This window comes from Ruegeria sp. YS9, assembly GCF_024628725.1.
GTDB classification, from domain to species: domain Bacteria; phylum Pseudomonadota; class Alphaproteobacteria; order Rhodobacterales; family Rhodobacteraceae; genus Ruegeria; species Ruegeria atlantica_C.
This window is the reverse complement of sequence record NZ_CP102409.1, coordinates 788187-808605: the sequence shown is the minus strand read 5'-3', so window position 1 is coordinate 808605 and position 20419 is coordinate 788187. Positions and strand designations below refer to the sequence as shown.

The following is a 20419-nucleotide window of genomic DNA, read 5'->3' as shown; positions in this document are numbered from 1 at the left end:
CAAAGACCAAGTCGTTGTGAGGAGGACGAGATGGCGTATCAGGACGTTTATGACAGTTGGAAGAAAGACCCCGAGGCGTTCTGGATGGACGCAGCCAAGGGGATCGATTGGGTTAAAGAACCCAGCAAAGCTCTGTTCGACGACAACGCGCCCTTGTACGAATGGTTCAGCGACGCACGGGTCAATACCTGCTGGAACGCCGTGGACCGCCACGTGGAAAACGGGCGCGGCGAACAAACCGCCATCATCTATGACAGCCCGATCACCCATACCAAGCGCGAGATTTCATATGTCGAGCTGCGCAACCGCGTGGCCAATCTTGCCGGCGCGCTGCGGGCGAAAGGCATCGAGAAAGGTGATCGCGTCATCATCTACATGCCGATGATCCCCGAGGCGCTTGAGGCGATGCTGGCCTGCGCACGTCTGGGCGCTGTCCATTCCGTAGTGTTCGGCGGATTTGCCAGCAATGAACTGGCGGTCCGTATCGACGACGCCAAACCCAAAGCCGTCATTGCGGCGTCCTGCGGTATGGAACCTGGCCGGGTCGTGCACTACAAGCCGCTTCTGGACGGCGCCATCGAACTTGCCGAGCACAAGCCGGATTTCTGCGTCATCTTTCAGCGCGAACAAGAAGTTGCTCAGCTGATCGAAGGGCGTGACTACAACTGGCACGGGTTCCAGTACGGTGTTGAACCGGCGGAATGTGTTCCCGTCGACGGAGACGATCCGGCGTACATCCTGTACACTTCGGGCACCACAGGGGCACCCAAGGGCGTCGTGCGCCCCACTGCCGGGCATCTGGTGGCGCTGAACTGGACCATGAAGAACATCTATAACGTCGATCCGGGTGATGTATTCTGGGCGGCATCCGATGTGGGTTGGGTCGTTGGACATTCCTACATCTGCTACGCACCCCTGATCCACGGGAACACGACGATCGTGTTCGAAGGCAAACCGGTCGGCACCCCTGATGCGGGAACCTTCTGGCGCGTGATCTCTGAACATAAGGTGAAAAGCTTCTTCACCGCCCCTACGGCGATCCGTGCCGTCAAACGTGAAGATCCAAAGGGCGAATTGATCGCCAAATACGATCTGTCTCATCTGCGGGCGCTGTATCTGGCGGGCGAACGCGCTGACCCCGACACTATCATCTGGGCACAGGATGCGCTGAAGGTTCCGGTGATCGACCATTGGTGGCAGACCGAAACCGGTTGGGCCATTGCTGGAAACCCGCTGGGCATCGAAGAGCTTCCGATCAAGCTGGGTTCGCCCGCGAAACCGATGCCCGGCTATGACGTGCAAATTCTCGACGAAGGTGGCCACCCGATGAAAGCCGGCGAACTGGGGGCCATCGCGGTCAAGCTGCCGCTGCCTCCGGGCACCCTGCCGACCCTTTGGAACGCCGAGGAGCGGTTCAGGAAATCCTACCTGGAGCACTTCCCCGGGTACTATGAAACCGGCGACGCCGGAATGATCGACGAGGACGGATATCTTTACATCATGGCGCGCACCGATGATGTCATCAACGTCGCGGGCCACCGCCTGTCGACCGGGGCGATGGAAGAAGTGCTTGCCGCTCACCCGGACGTAGCCGAATGCGCGGTGATCGGTGTATCGGATCAGCTAAAGGGTCAGATGCCCGTTGGGTTCCTGTGCCTGAATGCCGGCGCTGATCGGGATCATGGCGACGTGGTTCAGGAAGTCGTCAAGATGGTTCGGGAAAAGATCGGCCCGGTGGCGGCCTTCAAACTGGCCGTCGTCGTCGACAGGTTGCCCAAGACACGTTCGGGTAAAATCCTGCGGGGTACGATGGTGTCGATTGCAGACGGTCAGGACTATAAAATGCCTGCAACGATCGATGATCCAGCCATTCTTGACGAGATCAGAGAGGCCTTGCAGACAATCGGTTACGCCAAGTAACCCGAGGGCGGCGCAAGCCGCCCTTTATCGTGTCTTCTCTTGCAACCGGAAGCAGCCTCCCTACTGTCACGTTAAGACAGTGAGGACCCATGACACAAACCGATATCTGGCGTCTCAGCGCCACAGACCTGACCACCCTGACAAGACGCGGCGACCTGAGTGCGACCGAGGCGGTTCAGGCCTCGATCGAGAGAATGGATGAGGTCAACCCGGATTTGAATGCAGTGGTGGAAGACCTGCGCGAGCAGGCGTTGGAACGCGCCAGAGCGCTGGACAATGCGTGGGCTGGCGGCAAACCCACGGGTCCGCTGCATGGCGTGCCGGTCACGATCAAGGTGAATGTTGACCAAAAAGGCCATGCCACAACCAACGGTGTCGTCGCACTGAAAGATGTAATTGCACCGGATGACGCCCCGGTTGTGAGCAATATGCTAAAGGCCGGGGCTGTTGTTGTCGGGCGGACCAACACGCCCGAGTTCTCTTTCCGCGCCGACACGGACAATCCGCTGTATGGCCGTACGCACAACCCCTGGGGGCGGCATATCTCACCCGGCGGCTCTTCCGGCGGGGCTGGCGCTGCGGTCATGGCCGGAATCGGCGCGCTGGCCCACGGCAACGATATCGGCGGCAGCCTGCGCTTTCCCGCGGCGGCCAACGGAGCCGTGACGGTGAAGCCCGGGCTGGGGCGCGTCCCGGCATGGAACCCAAGCCAGAAAGCCGAACGCGGTTTGCTGGCGCAGTCGATGTCTGTTCAGGGCCTGATAACCCGGTCGGCCGCTGACCTGCATCTGTCCATGCCCAGCCTGATCGCCGCCGACGCGCGTGATCCGTTTCACGTGCCGATGCCCTGGCGTGGCCCTGCCCCCGACGCGCCCGTCAAGGTGGCCTTTACGAAAAACACATTCGGCTATGCCTTGCACCCCGAGGTCGAGAAAGCACTCGACACGGCACGAGAGGCGCTGGTTGATGCGGGATATGTGGTGCAAGAGATTGACCCGCCTGACGTTTTTGAATGCGGTCGAATCGGTTATCGTACGCTGATGGGCGAAGTGCTGACGCTTATGAAATCAGATATCGAAGCCGCTGGTTCGAAAACGATTCAGAATATCTTTGCGGTGTATTTTCAGGAATTCCCGCCAATTGTCGAAACCGAGATGGTTCGGATGCTGGCCAAACGAAGCCACTATGCGCGCGAATGGTCCCGGTTTTTGCAGGATTACCCTTTGGTGCTGTCGCCTTTCCTGCCACAACCGTTCTTCAAACCCGACAGAGACACCGAAGGCGCTGAGGGTGTGCACGAGGTTTTGGGGTGCGCCGTATATTCTTATGCGATGAACTTTCTGGGCCTGCCTGCGGCATGTGTCCCGGCCCGGCTGGCTGAATTGCCGAAGGGTCCTCAGCCGATCAGTGTTCAGATTGCCGCGCAGCGCTGGCGCGAAGATCTGGCGGTGGATGCGGCCGCGGCAATCGAGGCACGCGTGGGGCAAATGTGCCTGCCGCTTTGGGAAAAGACAGAGTTGCAGGGTGGCTGCAAAAAATAGACCCCGGGACATTGTACCCGGGGCCCGACTGCTAAAATAAGCCCGGATTTCTGATGACGAGCGTAGCACCACCCACCCTCGCCAGCGCAAAATCTGCGCAATCATTCGAATACGCCGTTCAGGTGGCCACTCACTCCCACCTTGGCGTGTTCTCCGGGCAAGTCCACACTATCCAATTGTGAGCAAATCCCCTGTGAACTGCTTCACACAGGCTCAAAAAAGCTCGCAGAAACGAAAATTTATGTGAATTGTTCGGAAATCAGTCGTTCTTCCAAACCGTGCCCGGGGTCAAAAAGAATGCGGTGTGAGATCGTGGGATCGGATCGGATCTCGACCCAGTCAATGTCTGGGAAAGCTACGGAATCAGCGGCAACGATAACGGGTCGCTTGTCCGCATCCAGCACATCGAACCGCACCTTCGCGATTTTCGGCAGCAATGCACCACGCCATCGGCGGGGGCGGAATGCGGCGATCGGGGTCAACGCGAGAACGTCCGAGCCAATCGGCAGAATAGGCCCGTGTGCCGAGTAATTATACGCCGTCGACCCCGCCGCAGTGGACAGTAGCGCTCCATCGCAGACAAGTTCATCCATGCGCTCGCGGCCATCAACACTGATCTTCAAACGAGCCGCCTGTGGCCCAGCGCGCAACAGCGATACTTCGTTGATCGCCAGCGCCTCGTGCAGCTTTCCGGACTGATCCATCGCCCGCATCGCCAGCGGATTGATGACCTCTTCCTCGGCATCTTCCAGGCGGGCCATCAGGTCGTCTTCGTGATACTCGTTCATCAGGAACCCGATCGTGCCACGGTTCATCCCGTATACCGGTGTATCAAGGTGCTGCATGTTGTGCAGGGTATGCAACATGAAGCCATCCCCCCCAAGAGCAACCACAACATCTGCGTCGCGGGGCGCCGCATTACCGTGTTTGGACACCAGAATATCCCGGGCCGTTTGCGCCACTTTGACCTCACTGGCAAGAAAGGCGATTCTTTTTTTCATGTTTTCCGGTTTCCGGTGCTGCACATTTGGTTCCGAAACAAACATACCTTTCCCCGATAGGCCAGTCTTGACGCCGCAGCGGGCCAAATCGTCGCTTTAAGCCTTTTGCAAATGTGGCGTTTCCGATAGGAAATCCGCAAGATTTTTACCCAGCCATGTGGAGCGCCCATGAACGCCAATCTTCGTGACACCGGATTTTTTACCCAGTCCCTTGCTGATCGTGATCCCGAGCTTTTTGGCTCGATCACGTCGGAACTGGGTCGTCAGCGCGACGAGATCGAGCTGATCGCGTCCGAGAACATCGTCTCTGCCGCCGTGATGGAGGCGCAGGGCTCGGTGATGACCAACAAATACGCCGAAGGCTATCCCGGTCGCCGCTATTATGGCGGTTGCCAGTTTGTCGACATTGCCGAAAACCTGGCCATCGACCGCGCCAAGCAGCTGTTCGGCTGTGAATTCGCCAATGTGCAGCCCAATTCCGGCTCTCAGGCCAATCAGGGCGTGTTTCAGGCGCTGATCAAGCCCGGCGACACCATTCTGGGCATGAGCCTGGATGCCGGTGGCCACCTGACCCACGGTGCGCGGCCCAACCAGTCGGGCAAGTGGTTCAACGCGGTGCAATACGGCGTGCGCCAGCAGGACAACATGCTGGACTATGATCAGGTCGAGGCGCTGGCGAAGGAACACCAGCCCAAGCTGATCATCGCCGGTGGCTCGGCGATCCCGCGCCAGATCGACTTTGCCCGCATGCGTCAGATCGCCGATATGGTGGGCGCCTATCTGCACGTGGACATGGCGCATTTTGCCGGTCTGGTGGCGGCGGGCGAGCATCCCAGCCCCTTCCCCCATGCGCATGTGGCGACCACGACGACCCACAAGACCCTGCGCGGCCCGCGCGGCGGCATGATCCTGACCAATGATGAAGATATCGCCAAGAAAGTGAACTCGGCCATCTTCCCCGGCATTCAGGGCGGCCCGCTGATGCATGTGATCGCGGCCAAGGCCGTGGCCTTTGGCGAGGCCCTGCGGCCCGAGTTCAAGGACTATGCCAAGCAGGTGATCGCCAACGCGCAGGCGCTGTCGGATCAGCTGATCAAGGGCGGTCTGGACACGGTGACCCACGGCACCGACACCCATGTGGTGCTGGTCGACCTGCGCCCCAAAGGGGTGAAAGGCAACGCCACCGAGAAGGCTCTGGGCCGGGCGCATATCACCTGCAACAAGAACGGCGTGCCGTTTGATCCCGAAAAGCCGACCATCACGTCGGGCATCCGTCTGGGGTCGCCCGCCGGCACCACCCGCGGCTTCGGCGAGGTCGAATTCCGCCAGATCGCCGACTGGATCATCGAGGTGGTCGACGGCCTGGCTGCCAATGGCGAAGACGGCAACGGCGCCGTCGAAGCCAAGGTCAAGGCCGAAGTGGCAGACCTCTGCGCACGCTTCCCGATCTATCCGAACCTGTAACTGGTCCACCCTCCAACACAGAACGGCGCCATGAGGCGCCGTTTTATTGCGTAAGATCTCTGAAAACGTTCTGGATCTCGCCCAGCGCAAATCCGGTGTTTTGGGCAAGGTCCCGGCCCCCAAAGCCGCCCGGGCCATTCTGGTCAATACGCGCTTTTTTCGCCTCGACCAGCCTTTCGCGCAGCTATTCACACCGAATCCGTGCATTCGATGTCACCGCACCCAGGGATTTGCACCATGTTCAGACCTTGGTGCGCAGTCCAGAATCCATGGTCAGATCAAGCCGCGCCACCACAGGAAAACCAGCAAAAGTGTCGTCAGAGCCAGCATGTTGAAGGCCAGCCCCCCCAACAGGCCAAGGAACCACCCCCATCTGCGATCCGCAAGATTGATGGACCCCAGATGTTCCTGCACCACGTCAGACGCCTTGATCAGCCTGGGGTTATCCAGAACCAGCCTCAGTTTGGGATGAGACGCCATCGCCTCGGCCCGGGCCAGAATCAAAGCCTGGTTGTAGACGCGCCGCGGCAGTCGGCGCTTGGCCTTGCGGATCGATGCCTCGAGCGTCTTGTCGCGCACCCCGAGCTTTGCGCGCAGCAACACAACCGTTTCGGCGATCCGGGTCTGAATGTCTGGGTCCTGCGACATTGGTGGCCTCCTGCCGTGGCAATCTAACGGCAGCGTCAATGACCTACAATGGGGCTGGCCGTTTCCGGCATTGACTTGTATCACGCGGTACATGCTGAACACCATCATACATGGCGAACCAACCGCCCGACCGCCCGTTGTCATTGCCCACGGCCTGTATGGATCGGCCCGAAATTGGGGCGTGATTGCCAGACGGTTGTCGGACGAGCGGCAAGTTGTGGCCGTCGACATGCGTAACCACGCCTACAGTGCGTGGGATTCTTGCCATGATTATCCTCACCTGGCGCAGGATATCGCCGAGGTCATCGAACGGATTGGCGGGACGGCGGACGTACTTGGGCATTCAATGGGCGGCAAGGCCGCGATGACACTTGCGCTGCAACACGGCGCGCTGGTGAACAAACTGGTGGTCGCAGATATTGCGCCGGTGAAATACACGCACAGCCAAATTCAGTTCATCGAGGCCATGCGTGCCGTGGATTTCTCGCGCATAGCGCGCCGCTCGGATGCCGAGCAGCAATTGGCCGAGCAAGGCGTTGAAAAAGCATTGCAAAGCTTCTTCACCCAATCGCTGGACATCAAGGGAAAGCGTTGGTTGCTGAACCTGGACGTGTTGGCGGACCAGATGCCAAATATCATGGGCTTTCCCGAGTTGGACGCCCAGTGGCAAGGCCCCGCGCTGTTCCTGTCAGGGGGCGAGTCAGATTATGTCTTGCCGGAACATCGAGCCAAAATCCGCGCACTGTTCCCCGGCGCGCGATTTGCCAAGATCCCCGGTGCCGGTCACTGGCTGCACGCCGAAAAACCGCGCGAGTTCGAAGCTGCCGTCAGGACCTTCCTGAACGCCTGATCAAGCGCCTTGATACAGCCGCTTGGCCACCATCCAAGATGCCGGGGCGGCGATTACGGCCCCCGCGGCCGCAGCGCCCACAATTGCGCTGACGGACACCATTCCAGCCGAAAGCACGGCGATTACGGCCGAACCGGACAGAGCAGTTGCAATCAGTGAATACAGCATAGCAGCAAGGCGAAACATGGCCGGGCTTTCCTTTTGATGGCTTCCGGCCAAATATTTCACGATTCGAATATGTTGCGCTTTGATTTGTGTCAGATGCAGACGGTTCCGAAGCTAGGATTTGGCGATTTCACCGCCCCCATTCACCCAGTCCGTCAATCCCCCAAGATTGTACACCCTCTGGTATCCCATATCCTTCAGAAGTTTTCCGGCCAAGGCCGCGCGCCCACCCGATGCGCAGTACAACACTATGGGGCGATCCTTGCGCAGTTCAGGGTCATGTGATTGCAATGTATCATCTGCCCGAAACTCCAGCATGCCACGAGGTATGTGATGCGCCCCGGCGGCGCGGCCCGTCTGTTCCAGCTCATTCGCATCGCGTATGTCCAACAGCAGCCCCCCCTGTTCGGTCATCGTCTTTGCCTGGGCTGCATCGACACGTTCGACCACAGCGTTGGCCGCCTCCATCATCTCTTTGACCGTCACCGTCATACGAGTTCTCCTTTACGTCACAGCGCAGAGGTTAACATGCGAATTCCGGAAGGTCCCGACATGGAGGGGAACGCAGGTGTTACTGCTCGCGAAACGCGCGCGACATGCTGTCTGATACCGGTTTGGCGATATAGGCCGCAAAGGTGCGTTCTTCGGTTTGGATCATGATTTCAGCGGGCATCCCCGGTGTCGGAACAAAGCCGCGCACGCGCTGCAACTCATCCGGGGTCAGTGAGACACGTGCCAGATAGACCTCCTGCGGAACACCGGTCGAATCCTCAAGCAGTGAATCGGCCGAGATATAGAAGACCTCGCCATACAAAACAGGCGTCGTGCGTTGGTTCAATGCGATCAGGCGGACTGTGGCGGTCTGCCCCGTGACAACACTGTCAATCTCGGTACGCGGAATCTGTGCCTCGATGATCAGGGGCGCATCCGCGGGCAGGATCTCGGCTATCGGTTCCCCGGTTTCAATCACACCGCCCGGCGTATGATAATGCAACCGCACCACCGTTCCTGTCACCGGTGCGCGCACCACGGCCCGATCAAGAACGCTGCGGGCCTGACGGGATTTTTCACGAACGCTTTCCAGATCGGCTTCGATCACGCCCAGTTCGTCCAGTGCGGCCTCACGATAGGCGGACCGCGTACGCGCAATCTGTTCGTCATATTTCAGCAGCATCTGGTTGATTTCAGCGGCTTCCGCCTGCAACCGGGCCTGCTGCCCTTCGGCTTCGGCCTGGACACGACGGATGGTGTTCAGTTCTCCTTTGCGGACAAGGCCCTTTTCGAACAGTTGGTTTTTGGCCTCAAACTCCTCCTGCAAAATTTCGGCACGCCGGGTCATGCTGTCCAATTGCGCCTCAAATCCACTGGACCGGATTTTCAGCGCTTCCATATTGCGTTCCAGCAGCGCCAAGTCATTCAGCAGCGTCTTGCGCGACACATCGAAGCTGAGCTTTTGCCCATCCAGAATGGCCAATACTTCAGGATCTTCGGATGCTTCGACAAGCTCTTGCGAAAACACGAGGCGGTCGCGTTCCCCGTACTCGGCCAGCAACCGCTCGGTCATGGCCTGAAGGCGCAGCTTGCGAATAAACAGCTCACGCTCATTGGCCTGGGCCGAGGTCTGGTCCAGGGTCATCAGAACCTGACCAGCCTGAACCGCCTGACCTTCCACAACCTTGATGTCTTCGATGATGCCGCCTTCAAGATGTTGGACAATCTTGTTTCGGCCCGTGGCAACAAAGCTGCCTTGCGCGATGACCGCTGCGGCCAGCGGGGCACTGAAAGACCAGACCCCGAAACCGCCGAAACACACGACAAGCATGACCAGCCCGATCACCATCAACCTGTTGATCGAGCGTGGAACCTCGGCATACCAGACTTCGGGATCATTGGCTGAGTTGTTCACAGGTACGAGGTTATTCATGGTCAGCCCCCCTGCTGGCCTTCAATTCCAGTCTGCTTGCGCGGCCCGTTGAGCTGCTGAAGAACCTGATCACGCTGACCGAACAGGGCCACGCGCCCGTCGGTCAAAAGCATGATCTTGTCGACAACACTCAATAGCGTTGGCTTTTGCGTAATGACGACCACGGTGATCTTGCTTTGACGCGCCTGTTCGATCGCACATGCCAGCGCCTTGTCCCCCGCGACGTCGAGATTTGAATTCGGTTCATCCAGCACAACCATTCTGGGATTGCCGAAGAACGCCCGTGCCAGTGCGATACGTTGCTTCTGACCACCGGACAAAGGCGAGCCATCAGCGGCCACCACGGTCTCATATCCCTGCGGCAGCGTTGCAATCATGTTATGAACATCGGCCAGAACGGCGGCATCATGGATCTGTTCGTCAGTGGCATCCGCCCGCATCCGGCCGATATTGTCCTTGATCGTGCCCGGGAACAGCTGAACATCCTGCGGCAGGTAGCCGATGCTTTCGCCAAACTGGCGCGGGTCCCAGTTTCGGATGTCCATCAGGTCAAGCCTAACGCTGCCCGATGTGGGCAGGATGGATCCCACCAGAGTTTTTCCAAGCGTGGTTTTCCCCGCACCGGAATTGCCAATGATGGCCAATGTTTCGCCGGGAACCAGTGAGAACGTGATGCCGTTCAGAACCACGCGCTTGGTTCCGCCCGGTACATAGAGCAGGCGTTCGACATCCAGACGACCTTCGGGGCGTGGCAGACGCAGTTTTTCGTATTGCAGGGCCGAAGTCGACAGCAGCGCCTTGATCCGGCCATAAGCTCCGCGCGTCAGCAGGTAGCTGTTCCATCCTTCAATCGAACCTTCGATTGGCGCAAAGGCACGCCCGGCAATGATCGAGGCCGCAATCACCATACCGCCCGTGATCTCTCCTTGCAGCGCCAGAAAAGCGCCCCAACCCAGAATTCCGATCTGCGTCAAAAGGCGAACGGCGCGCGAGATCGAAGCGAAGATCACGTTGCGGTCCTGTGCCCGCACCTGCCAGGTCAGGGATTGGGCAGTGTCCCGCCCCCAGATCCGCACGGCCTCGGGGATCATTGCCAGGGCGTTGATGATCTGGCTGTTGCGAGACATCGAATCCAGATGCAGGTTTGCCATGGACTGTGCCTTGTTGGCCTCGGCAAACGGCTTGGCAGTCATTTTCTGGTTGATCAGCGCAATCGTCATCAGGATCAGCGCAGTAACCACCACGATCATGCCCAGTTCCGGATGCACCAGGAAAATCATCAGAATGAACAGCGGCGCAAACGGCACGTCCAGAAACGAAAGCAGCGTGCCCGAGACCAGAAAACCACGAAGCTGTTGCAGATCGCCCAATGTCTGATACTCGCGCCCGTTTCCATGCAGCGACGCATGGGCCGCCGCGCTCAGAACCGGTGCGCCCAGCCGGGCCGCCACTTCAACCCCCGTCCGCATGAGCATGAACCGCCGCACCGCATCAAAAGCTGACTGGAAGACCACTGCCCCTGCAACGATGGCCGTCAACATGATCAGCGTATCCAGCGACCGGCTGGTCAGAACCCGGTCACTGATCTGGAACAGATAGATCGGGATCGCCAGGATCAGGATGTTCGTAGCGCAGGTCAGGACCAGAACAAACGCAAGATTGCGCCGGATCGCCCGCATCGAAACGCGCAACGTGCGCTGGAAGTCTTCGGGCGGGGTGCGTTTGTGGAAGGTTTGGGGTGGCCCGTTCCCATCACCGCCGCCGGAATTCGTTTGCAACAGTGGCTGGTTTGCCTTGGCCTCGATCGTGGTGCCTATGCCGTTCCCACCGGAAGCGCGCGCAGAGGGGGTCTTGCGCGCTGTCGAGTCCCCGGCAGATGCCGGATCCGGGCCGTCGGCGTCGGCCACCCCATTGCCGCCACCCGCCGGGTCTTCATTTTGCGCGGGTTGCGGTTGCGCACGCTGACGGGGAGGATCAGCGCGCCGTTGTTCGCGTGAGCGTTTTCGGTCTTCGGATTGCTGTGGTAGTTCGGTTTCAACCGGCGAATCTGGATCTGACACAGACACGCGCATCTCCTGCGTCAGGTGCAACCGGGCTTTGGCCCGTCGTGTCGCGGGATCTGCCCCACCGTCTGCGCGCTGGCGCTTCGGGCCCAAACCGCCCTGCCTGTCCAGGGGACTGGATAAGAGTGGGCGGCGCGACGAAAAAACAATCGACATATACAAACCTTCTGGTCACTCGATAAAAACTTGGTGGGGGGTCAGGCCAGCATGGATTGCAGGCCGTCATCTGGTGTCGTTGTGTCAGTGGATTGTGCGTGCAGTGCCAGGGCCGCATCCGGTTGCGGCACAGACATGTCCGCCATGATTGCGGCGATCGCCTCGTTGGTCATATCTGTGATTTCCTGGTTGTCTGGCACGTCAATCAGGCTGGCCTGATGAAGCAGCAGGTCGGAGTAAGATCCGTCAGCGGCCATTACCGTCGAATCCACGCCCATTTTGGTCAGATTGACCGAGTTCATCAGGGCGTTGCTGCCTGCGACGACCTCGGTATCGGCGGCACTGGGACCGGACAGGTCAATTTGATCCTGATCCAGCATCATGGTGACCTGTTCAACGATGTTCACCTGCAACAAGTCTCCGTCGATCTTGAGCACGCGCATCTGTTCCATCCCTGCGAACAGGGGATCGTTGAGCAGCGCGTTCTCCAACGCATCCATGTCCGTTTGATCAAGCGCCATGGCGTCGGACAGGTTCTGTTGCAGACCCTGATGTGTATCTTCGCCTATCGTTTTGACCGACGCGTCATTCATGATCACGTTGTCATCATCTCCGGCCATTGCGCCGGGCATACCGCCGCTGATGATATCGTCATCCATCAGGACGTTGGTCTGGTACAACATGTCCACGGAAATCATATTCCCGTCGATCATGATCAGGTCGTAAAAACTGCCCAGCTGCACGATGTCGGTGACATTGAACATTTCGTTGTCGCCCAACGCGTACAATGTCGATGCGGCCGAAATCTCGGTCTGTATGTTGTCGATATCCGTGCCGTCGATAACTTGTTTGACGAAGTTGGCCACAACCAGATCACCGTGGACCCAATCCACAACAATGAACTCAGGTTGTCCGGTTGTTCCGGCGCCATTGTCCAGCCAGGGGGCATCTCGGCCTTCGACTTCAATCTTCGAGGACTGAATCACGTTGGTGCCGCTGCCCGTTCCCGGCGCCCCCACATCCCAATCTGAAACAAGCGCAACCTGGCTGATGGCGGTCAGGCTGATCGCCTGCCCTCCGACGGCGATATAGGGGGCGTCAACCCAACCCACAGATGCCGAAACGGCATTGATCGCAAGGTTTCCTCCGGTCACGACCAGGTGTCCGTCATCAAAGTCAGGATCTTTCGACTGATCCCACTCGGCCGGAAGCATGGACTCGGCCTCATCCTCTCCGGCTTCCTCCGGTTGATGGAACGCAGGCAGGATGTCTGTCCATACCGGAGCGTCGTCAACGTACTTGCCGTTCACGATCACCCCCAACGCATCATCCCCATGAAACTGATGTACCGTGACCCCGTCGATATTCGCGTTTGCCGGGGCCGTCATCTGTTGGGCCAGCGCCTCGAGCATTTCGGTCGACTTGTAATCCGCGAGCGAAAGCGAAGGGGCTGCCACGGCATGAAGCGACAGCGCCATGTCCAGCATCTCTTCGCCTTGGGCGATCAGCGCCTCGGTATCACGAAAGTCCCCTTCCCCCACCGTGTCGTTGTCGCGCATGACCACCTTTTGCACGGTGAACGTCATTGCCGACCCCAATGGCACCGTATCCGGTCGAAGAATGATCAGTTCAGGTGCGGAAGACGGGCCGGATATGCTGTCTGGAACAAATCGCGCGGACTCCGCGCTGTCACCGTTGAGGATGATGACCGCCTCGTGCACCGGCCCGACAGGAGCTTTTGGCAACGGCAGCTCCGGCTGAGAGGGAAGAAAGTTGAACGGCAGGGCTTTGTATTCGCCCGCCGGGATATCCAGATCAGCTTTGATGTGAATCGAGGTTGGCTCGTCAAGCCCGTCTATTTCAGCTTTCCGCCTCAGGGCGCTGAACTCCTCGTACTGATCCCGCAGGCGGGCTTGTTCTATCGTAAGCTCAAAAGTTCCAACAAAATGCGCTATCGTTTCCGTAATACCGTCAAGTGCCATGTCGGTTATCCTTTTTGCCCGCGGCGGCTCGTAATTACCGCTTTGGGTTCAGTTGGGCCGGGGCCGCGTTTTGCGGCCCCGGCATTTTTGAAAGGTAGCAAGGCCCGAAAATGCGAGCCCCGCCTTTTGACTTAAACGTCCGTGTCGTCGCTGGCGTGGGACATGGTCATCGAACCACCCACCATGGTCGTATCGACCGTGTTGCCCAGAACGTTGGCGCCCATGATGATCGACTGGTTGAACGCAGACGTATCAACGACAGCCGCAGCCGATGCATAGGACTCGCCGGTTACGATACCATCGCCACCATTGTTCGCGCCCCAAGCACCACCATTGCCGCCGGCACCACCGTCACCTGAATAGGCGCCGCCACCGTTACCACCGGTGATCATGCCACCCATGGTATCGCCTGACGTTGCAGTGCCCATCGAAGCTCCGCTGGTTCCGCCGTCCGCGGCGGATGCGCCACCGGCACCACCGTTACCCGAGTCGGCCGCACCAGCTGCATCGCCAGAGCCAGTCGATGTGGCATCATTGTCGGAACTGCCTTCGCCACCGTATCCGGCAATTGCTTCGGCCAGGCTGTCAGCCGCACCGTTTGTGTCGGCGTCTCCGAAGATGTCGGCAGCTCCGCCACCACCCGCGGTATTGGCCGCGTCGGCAGACCCGGCTCCGTTGCCGGTAGACGATGATGTCGGCGTCGTGCTGCCGCCCGCGCCGCCGTCGCCGTCGGCAGCCGATGTTCCGGTACCGGCCGCATCCGCTGCGCCATCTGCTGCGTTCGACCCGCCGTCACCGCCGCTGCCGTCGGTGTCCTGCGAGTTGCTGGCCGCACCGTTCACGTCGCCTGGGCTCTGGTCGATGTCCGGCCCGCTTGCCGACTGATCGCCAACACCCTGAGCATCGGAATCCGCGTCAGCGGTCCCACCGGAACCGTCGCCGCCCGAGCCGTCGCCACCCGAACCGTCGCCGGCCGTGCCGTCGCCACCGGTGCCGTCACCGCCGGTCCCGTCGCCGCCTTCGCCTGCTTCGGCGTCAATCATGCCCAACTCTTCCTGAAGAGCCATGATTGCAGCTTCGACCATCGCGCCGAATCCACCTTCGCCGTCGCCGCCGGTGCCGTCGCCACCGGTGCCGTCACCGCCAGAGCCGTCACCGCCGGATCCGTCACCACCGGTTCCGGTTCCGCCAGAGCCGTCAGCCGAACTGTCCGCGCCGCTGTCAGCAGAGCCATCCGCAGTGTTGTCACCCGCAGTGGCATCATTTGCATCGGTGTTGCTGTCGCTGGTGTTCGAAGCCGAACCATCTGCCGCAGCATTACCGTCGCCACCGTCCGCGCCGGACGCGTCCGCGGCGTTATCTGCCGTTCCGGTACCCGTTCCGGTCGAGTCGGAGTCGCTGTCACCGCCGTTTGCGTTACCGGATGCATTCGAACCGGACAGACCCAGGCCCAGGCCCAGACCAAACGAATCCGCGCTGCCGCCGGCTCCGCCGGTTCCGCTGCCATCGGCACTTGTGCTGCCATCGTTGTCAGACGACGCGGAACCATCCGCGGCACCGCCATCTCCGCCGGCACTGTCACCGTCGGATCCTGCGCCCGCCATACCAACACCGTTGCTGGCATTGCTTGCGTCACCGGTCGATCCGCCCCGGCCGCCGCTGGAATCGGCATCGGCACTGCCGGTATCGCCACCGTCAGCCCACGCGTGGCTGCCCAGCGTCGATGAATCGGCCGCGCCGCCGTAACTGGTTCCACCGTCGCCCGATTTTCCACCGCCGGCATCCGAGCTGATACCTTCAGCCGCAGTAGCAGTACCACCATTGGCATCGCCGTTCTGGTAGAAGTCGGCATTGTTGGATACGCTTGGTGAGTCCAACGTGTCATCATCACTCAGACTGGCGACCTGGCTGTTCACGGATGACATCGCTGTTCCGGCGCCATCCATCGAGACATCCAGATTCATGTCATCGCCTGGATCATAGGTCAGATCGCGACCAGCAGTGATCACGTCACCCACTGTCGCCGAGTCGCCGAGGTCCAGATCAACCTGATCATCGTCGCGCGGAATCCACTCACCGCCGCCGAAATCGATGTTGATTGAGTTGCTGTTGGAGTTGTCGTTGGTGTTGTCGCCGGCATTAAGCGTCTGGTCCTGATCCTGACCCTGGTCCTGATCCTGACCCTGGTCCTGATCCTGACCCTGGTCTTGATCCTGACCCTGGTCCTGACCCTGATCCTGGCCTTGCTCGTTGGCGTTTTCTACATTTTGGTCCTGCTGCTGTTGCTGCGCAGTCACGTCGGCTTCGACAAGGGCCTCATCAACCTGAATTTCGACATCCACCGGAGCTTCGAGGTTTTCGACTACAATTTCGTCAACGGTCGTTACGTTTGTATTGTTTACATTACGTCTCATAACAAATTCCCATTACTGGAACGCCTGACCGCCATTCATCTACAAAGCGGCAACGGGCGTGATTGAAACTTAAATACCCGCACAGCGTTCAAGCACGCTGAATGCGGTCCACGATTGTTTTCCTGAGGCCACCTCCTTTCCCGGCTAAGCCGAATTCGCGGCCGTTCACAATCGATGCTGAAATACGCAAGGAACGGGCGCGGCAGGGACAGACGCTTTCACAATTAAAGCCTGACCATGTTTGCAGCGACGCACGCTTGCGACTAGCTAACTGAAAGTTCTGATATGGATAACATGTTGTATTTTATGTTTATTTTAAAAAACCGCGAAACTATTCCCGGCCTGGATCAAAAAGTTCTAAACAAGAAAAACAACAAAAAATAATGCAATTGTTTCCGCCAGTTACACAATGACAAGCCGAAAAACCTAAACAATAGTTCTATATCTCGGGCACTTGAACTATACCGTCTGGTTGTAGAAAATCACGTTTTCAGCTACAATAAATCTTACGTAATTCTTTGATTAGTTAACTACTTTTGCACCGGCAATTCCATTTCGATAAAGCCATTTCCGGTTAACCCCGTTTTGTGAGGGAATATAATGAGTGAGTCTTTGAACAATGAATCTGGCAATCAGAGTCTTTATTCAGAAGATTTTTCGATTGTCTTCCTCGGGAAAGAACTATTCTATTCAAATCAAACCCTAAGAAGCGTTCAAACTGAATTTGGCGTCCGCGCTTTTCGCTTCGAAACACTCGAGGCCATGCGCTCAGTTGTTCCGGACAGCGGCAAGATCGTCGTCGTGGATCAGATGTTGATCGAGGACCTTTTGGCGCGCCCCAATGCATACTCCAAAAGTGCAGGTTCCGGCTGTCTTGCCTTCGCCTATCGCAAAGAGGATTCGGCCCGACACCTGTTCGAAGACTGGCACCGCGCGCAGTTTGGAGATGTAGGCTTTCTGCCGATGAATGTCGCGCCGGACGCGTGGCGGGCCATCCTCAGATTGCTGATGCACGAGGAACTGTATCTTCCCAGCTTCCTGGCTGACTGTGTCTCATCCCCCTGTCAGCGCGCGCCTGAAAGACCACGGCAACGGGAAGCCATTACATCCAACGGCGCGGATCGGCATGCACAATACTCCAAGCTGACACGCCGCGAAAAACAGGTTCTGCAACTGGTCTCAGAAGGCAAAAGCAACAAATTGATTGCGGCCAAGCTGGGCATCACGGAACACACGGTCAAGCTGCACATGCATAACGTTGTCGGAAAGATCGGCGTCAGCAACAGGACTGCGGCTGCTCATTTCTATTTCGAGGTAGCGCCTCACGAGGCGCAGCAGACCGCCCTTGACTGATCCGTTCGAAGCCCGGTTCGACCGCCTGATCCTTTTGGTCGGCAGACTGAACTATATGTGGACAAATACCGAAAGCCTGCTGATCCACCTGATCGCCGGCCTGACCGGAACGTCCAAGGACGTGGCCGTAATCATCTTTTTGACTTTGAACACCACCCGCGCGCGAATAGATCTGGTTGAAAGACTTGCAAAAATGGAAGGGCGCCCTGCCCCGGTTCGCGATCCGATCCTTGAACACACGCAAAGGCTGGCCAAGCTTTCCGGCATCCGCAACAAGTACAACCATTGCATCTATTCCTTCGACCCTGAAAGCGGAAACCCGAAAACGATCCTCATGCGGATCGCTGACCGCAAAACCGACATAAAACTCGGCCGCGAGGATACCGTCGACGACGATGCTCTGCTCCAGATCGAAGCAGTCGTTGATCAGCTGTCAGCCGCAAACAGGGACATTTGGAAACTGATCCGACAATTGGGGTTTCCGGTTTAGGGCCGGTTGCACAGCAGAGTTGAGCGGGGCCTTCGCAGCACGCGAGCATCCCCCACGGCGCGTCCTGCCACGCGCCCATAAGTCACGGCATTTTTTGAAAATTTTTGTGGTGCGGGCGGTGGGACTCGAACCCACACGGGCATACGCCCTTCAGATTTTAAGTCTGATATGTCTACCATTCCATCACGCCCGCACGGCGCAGCCCCTGGGGCCGTGCAATTTCCTTACAAGCACAGCGGGATGAGAACAATGCGCTTTGACGCAGATGGGCCGGGATTTTTCGGTGCAAAGCTGCGTCTGCCGTCGCCGTCGTTCAGCGGCTGGGCCTCTCCCCTGTTTCGAGGTCACGTAACAATCGCCTTTCCGACATCATCTCTTCCTCGGCAAACCATCATGGCGCGGATTGCGCTGCACGTTCACTTTGCGCATGACCTTGGTGTCGCCTCTATTTACCACCACTGAAAACCGTTCTTCGCCCAATCGCAAAGAAGACCCGACCGGTTTTTCAGCGTCTTGGAATGATCCTTTGTTGGTACTTCCATCGTTTACAAATAATAATATTCAATTTAATGATTGCGTATGAATGGAATTTCTTTGTCCCGACGCAGTTTCCTGTTCAATGCCACGTGCCTCGCGGTACTTGGAGCTCAAACCAGGATCGTGCAGGCAGAGCTGCGGCTCGGCCCTTCAGCCCGAATTACAACCGTGTCAGACGGATACCTGTCATTCCCACCTGATGTTGTTTTCGGAGCCATGCCCAAAGAGGAGATCGAGCAAATCCTGATCCGCAATCAAGCGGACGCGACCAAGTACGAGCCAGAGTGCAACGTCACGCTCTATCGAGATGATGAAAACACCGTACTATTTGATGTTGGCGCGGGGCCGGACTTCATGCCTACATCTGGCAAGCTTTTGGAGACTCTTGAAACAATCGACCTGTCGCCCGAGGATGTTACGCATGTGGTCTTCACCCATGCACACCCCGATCACATCTGGGGTGTTCTGGATGACTTCGACGACCTGCTTTTCCCAAATGCGACGCACCTCATTGGACGCAAAGAATGGGATTATTGGTGGAACCCCTCAACGGTGGACACGATTGGCGAAGATCGCACCGCGTTCGCGGTCGGTGCCAAACGCCGATTGGAAGCAATCGAGGATCAGGTCGCGTTCTTTGAGGATGGGCACGAGATCCTTCCCGGTATTGCCGCACGGGCAAGCTTTGGGCACACGCCCGGTCACATGGCCTTTGAGCTTCGAAATGGGGATGAGTCGGTGATGGTCGTAGGCGACGCGCTCGGAAATCCGCACGTTGCGTTTGAACACCCCGATTGGCACAGTGGAACGGATCAGGACCCCCAGGTCGCCGCAGCTGCGCGTTACTCACTTCTGGATCAGATTTCCGAAGAGAAAATGAGAATGATTGGCTTCCACCTGCCGAACGGTGGAATTGGCCGCGTCGAAAAGACCGGTTCGGCCTACAGGTTCATTGGAGAGGCGTCATGATACGATCACTCATGATTGCGGTTGCTTTCGCCACGCCAACTTGGGCAAGCGAGGATATTGCTGACCAGTATCCGCAAAGCGTTCTGTATTCCAAGCCGGTCGAGTTCATTCCTGGCGTCTATTCCGCCATTGGCGCAACCGCTCCACCGACCTACGAAAACTCTGGTCACAACAACAACCTGAGCTTCATCGTGACCGGTGAAGGTGTGGTCGTTGTCAACGGCGGTGCGGCCTATGTCCTTGCCGAGGCGCTGCACAAGGAAATTCAGGCGATTACGGATCAGCCCGTCACGCTTGTCTTCAACGAAAACGGTCAGGGGCACGCGATGCTTGGCAATGCCTACTGGTCGGAAATCGGTGTTCCAATCGTCGCCCATTCGGATGCAGCAGCTGAGTTCGAGGAGTATGGCCCTCAGATTCTGGAAGGAATGAAACGATACAATCAGGACAAGGCAGAGGGTACGTTTCTGGCAGGCCCAACCGAGACATTCGATGATGAATACGTGGTTGAGATGGGCGACTTCCGGATCGAAGCAAAATACCTCGGACCGGCCCACAGCCCCGGCGATATCTCGATCTGGCTGCCGAACCAAGGCCTTGTCATCGCGGGTGACATGGCGTTCCACGAGCGCATGCTGCCGATCTTTCAGGATACCTATACCGCGGATTGGCTGGAAACCTGGGACAACGAGTTCGAGGCTTTGAATGCCACGTATGTCATTCCCGGGCACGGTCATCCCACGAATATGGATCAGGTACGCCGCTATACACGCGATTACCTGGTGTACCTGCGAACCAGGATTCAAGAACATATGGATGCAGGCGGCGATCTGACCGAAGCCTATTATGTCGATCAGTCCCCCTATGCCCATCTGGACACGTACGAGGAACTGGCAACAAAGAATGCCGGGCGCGTTTTCGAACAGATGGAGTTCGAGTAAG

17 protein-coding genes and 1 tRNA gene are annotated in these 20419 nt (G+C 58.3%); 9 read left to right on the top strand and 9 right to left on the bottom strand.

Features of this window, described 5'->3' with window-relative positions; genetic code table 11:
• Positions 1-30: 30 nt before the first annotated feature.
• Both prpE and NOR97_RS04195 read left to right on the top strand, forming a co-directional pair.
• Positions 31-1920: a propionate-CoA ligase PrpE gene (gene prpE / locus NOR97_RS04200; protein ID WP_257600290.1), complete on the top strand. Its 1890-nt coding sequence runs from the start codon at positions 31-33 to the stop codon at positions 1918-1920.
• Positions 1921-2009: 89 nt separating this feature from the next.
• A complete protein-coding gene (locus NOR97_RS04195; protein WP_257600289.1) occupies positions 2010-3461 on the top strand; it encodes an amidase family protein in 1452 nt (483 codons plus the stop codon).
• Between the two features lie 239 nt (positions 3462-3700).
• Here NOR97_RS04195 and NOR97_RS04190 read toward each other — a convergent pair whose 3' ends face one another.
• On the bottom strand, positions 3701-4462 hold the full coding sequence (locus NOR97_RS04190; protein WP_254440103.1) for an NAD kinase: 762 nt from the start codon (positions 4460-4462) through the stop codon (positions 3701-3703).
• 168 nt (positions 4463-4630) lie between these two features.
• On the opposite strand from NOR97_RS04190, the gene glyA reads away from it, so the two are divergent.
• Complete coding sequence (gene glyA, locus NOR97_RS04185) at positions 4631-5926, top strand: serine hydroxymethyltransferase (protein ID WP_257600288.1); 1296 nt, start codon at positions 4631-4633, stop codon at positions 5924-5926.
• Between the two features lie 273 nt (positions 5927-6199).
• Here glyA and NOR97_RS04180 read toward each other — a convergent pair whose 3' ends face one another.
• Positions 6200-6574, bottom strand: a complete 375-nt coding sequence (locus tag NOR97_RS04180; protein ID WP_170345111.1) for a hypothetical protein — start codon at positions 6572-6574, stop codon at positions 6200-6202.
• A 91-nt stretch (positions 6575-6665) separates the two neighbouring features.
• Between NOR97_RS04180 and NOR97_RS04175 the strand changes: the two genes are divergently transcribed.
• A complete protein-coding gene (locus tag NOR97_RS04175; protein ID WP_257600287.1) occupies positions 6666-7424 on the top strand; it encodes an alpha/beta fold hydrolase in 759 nt (252 codons plus the stop codon).
• On the opposite strand, the gene NOR97_RS04170 is transcribed toward NOR97_RS04175, so the two are convergent.
• From NOR97_RS04170 to NOR97_RS04145, 6 genes are all read right to left on the bottom strand, one after another.
• Positions 7425-7610, bottom strand: coding sequence for a hypothetical protein (locus NOR97_RS04170; protein ID WP_170345109.1), 186 nt, complete (start codon positions 7608-7610; stop codon positions 7425-7427).
• Between the two features lie 93 nt (positions 7611-7703).
• A complete protein-coding gene (locus tag NOR97_RS04165; RefSeq protein WP_257600286.1) occupies positions 7704-8081 on the bottom strand; it encodes a rhodanese-like domain-containing protein in 378 nt (125 codons plus the stop codon).
• A 79-nt stretch (positions 8082-8160) separates the two neighbouring features.
• On the bottom strand, positions 8161-9513 hold the full coding sequence (locus tag NOR97_RS04160) for an HlyD family type I secretion periplasmic adaptor subunit (RefSeq protein ID WP_170345107.1): 1353 nt from the start codon (positions 9511-9513) through the stop codon (positions 8161-8163).
• A 2-nt stretch (positions 9514-9515) separates the two neighbouring features.
• Positions 9516-11579, bottom strand: coding sequence for a type I secretion system permease/ATPase (locus tag NOR97_RS04155; RefSeq protein ID WP_374041599.1), 2064 nt, complete (start codon positions 11577-11579; stop codon positions 9516-9518).
• Positions 11580-11773: 194 nt separating this feature from the next.
• Positions 11774-13714, bottom strand: coding sequence for a type I secretion protein (locus NOR97_RS04150; RefSeq protein ID WP_257600285.1), 1941 nt, complete (start codon positions 13712-13714; stop codon positions 11774-11776).
• A gap of 131 nt (positions 13715-13845) precedes the next feature.
• The gene (locus NOR97_RS04145; protein WP_172978466.1) at positions 13846-16128 is read right to left on the bottom strand and encodes a hypothetical protein; all 2283 of its coding nucleotides are present in this window, start codon (positions 16126-16128) and stop codon (positions 13846-13848) included.
• A 762-nt stretch (positions 16129-16890) separates the two neighbouring features.
• On the opposite strand from NOR97_RS04145, the gene NOR97_RS04140 reads away from it, so the two are divergent.
• Together NOR97_RS04140 and NOR97_RS04135 are read left to right on the top strand one after the other, a co-directional pair.
• Positions 16891-17481 carry a response regulator transcription factor gene (locus NOR97_RS04140; RefSeq protein WP_170345103.1) on the top strand — a complete coding sequence of 197 codons (591 nt, stop codon included), beginning with the start codon at positions 16891-16893 and terminating at the stop codon, positions 17479-17481.
• A complete protein-coding gene (locus tag NOR97_RS04135) occupies positions 17474-17971 on the top strand; it encodes a hypothetical protein (RefSeq protein ID WP_170345102.1) in 498 nt (165 codons plus the stop codon). The genes NOR97_RS04140 and NOR97_RS04135 overlap by 8 nt, the downstream gene beginning before the upstream one ends.
• A 107-nt stretch (positions 17972-18078) precedes the next feature.
• Here NOR97_RS04135 and NOR97_RS04130 read toward each other — a convergent pair.
• Positions 18079-18164, bottom strand: a tRNA-Leu gene (locus NOR97_RS04130).
• Between the two features lie 56 nt (positions 18165-18220).
• Between NOR97_RS04130 and NOR97_RS04125 the strand changes: the two genes are divergently transcribed.
• The 3 genes from NOR97_RS04125 to NOR97_RS04115 all read left to right on the top strand — a co-directional run bounded on the left by NOR97_RS04125 (position 18221) and on the right by NOR97_RS04115 (position 20418).
• Entirely contained in the window at positions 18221-18433 is a 213-nt protein-coding gene (locus tag NOR97_RS04125) for a hypothetical protein (RefSeq protein WP_170345101.1), read from the top strand.
• A gap of 117 nt (positions 18434-18550) precedes the next feature.
• Positions 18551-19477 carry an MBL fold metallo-hydrolase gene (locus NOR97_RS04120; protein ID WP_257600284.1) on the top strand — a complete coding sequence of 309 codons (927 nt, stop codon included), beginning with the start codon at positions 18551-18553 and terminating at the stop codon, positions 19475-19477.
• Positions 19474-20418, top strand: coding sequence for an MBL fold metallo-hydrolase (locus tag NOR97_RS04115; protein WP_257600283.1), 945 nt, complete (start codon positions 19474-19476; stop codon positions 20416-20418). Before NOR97_RS04120 ends, NOR97_RS04115 begins: the two co-directional genes overlap by 4 nt.
• The last annotated feature ends 1 nt before the right edge of the window (position 20419 follow it).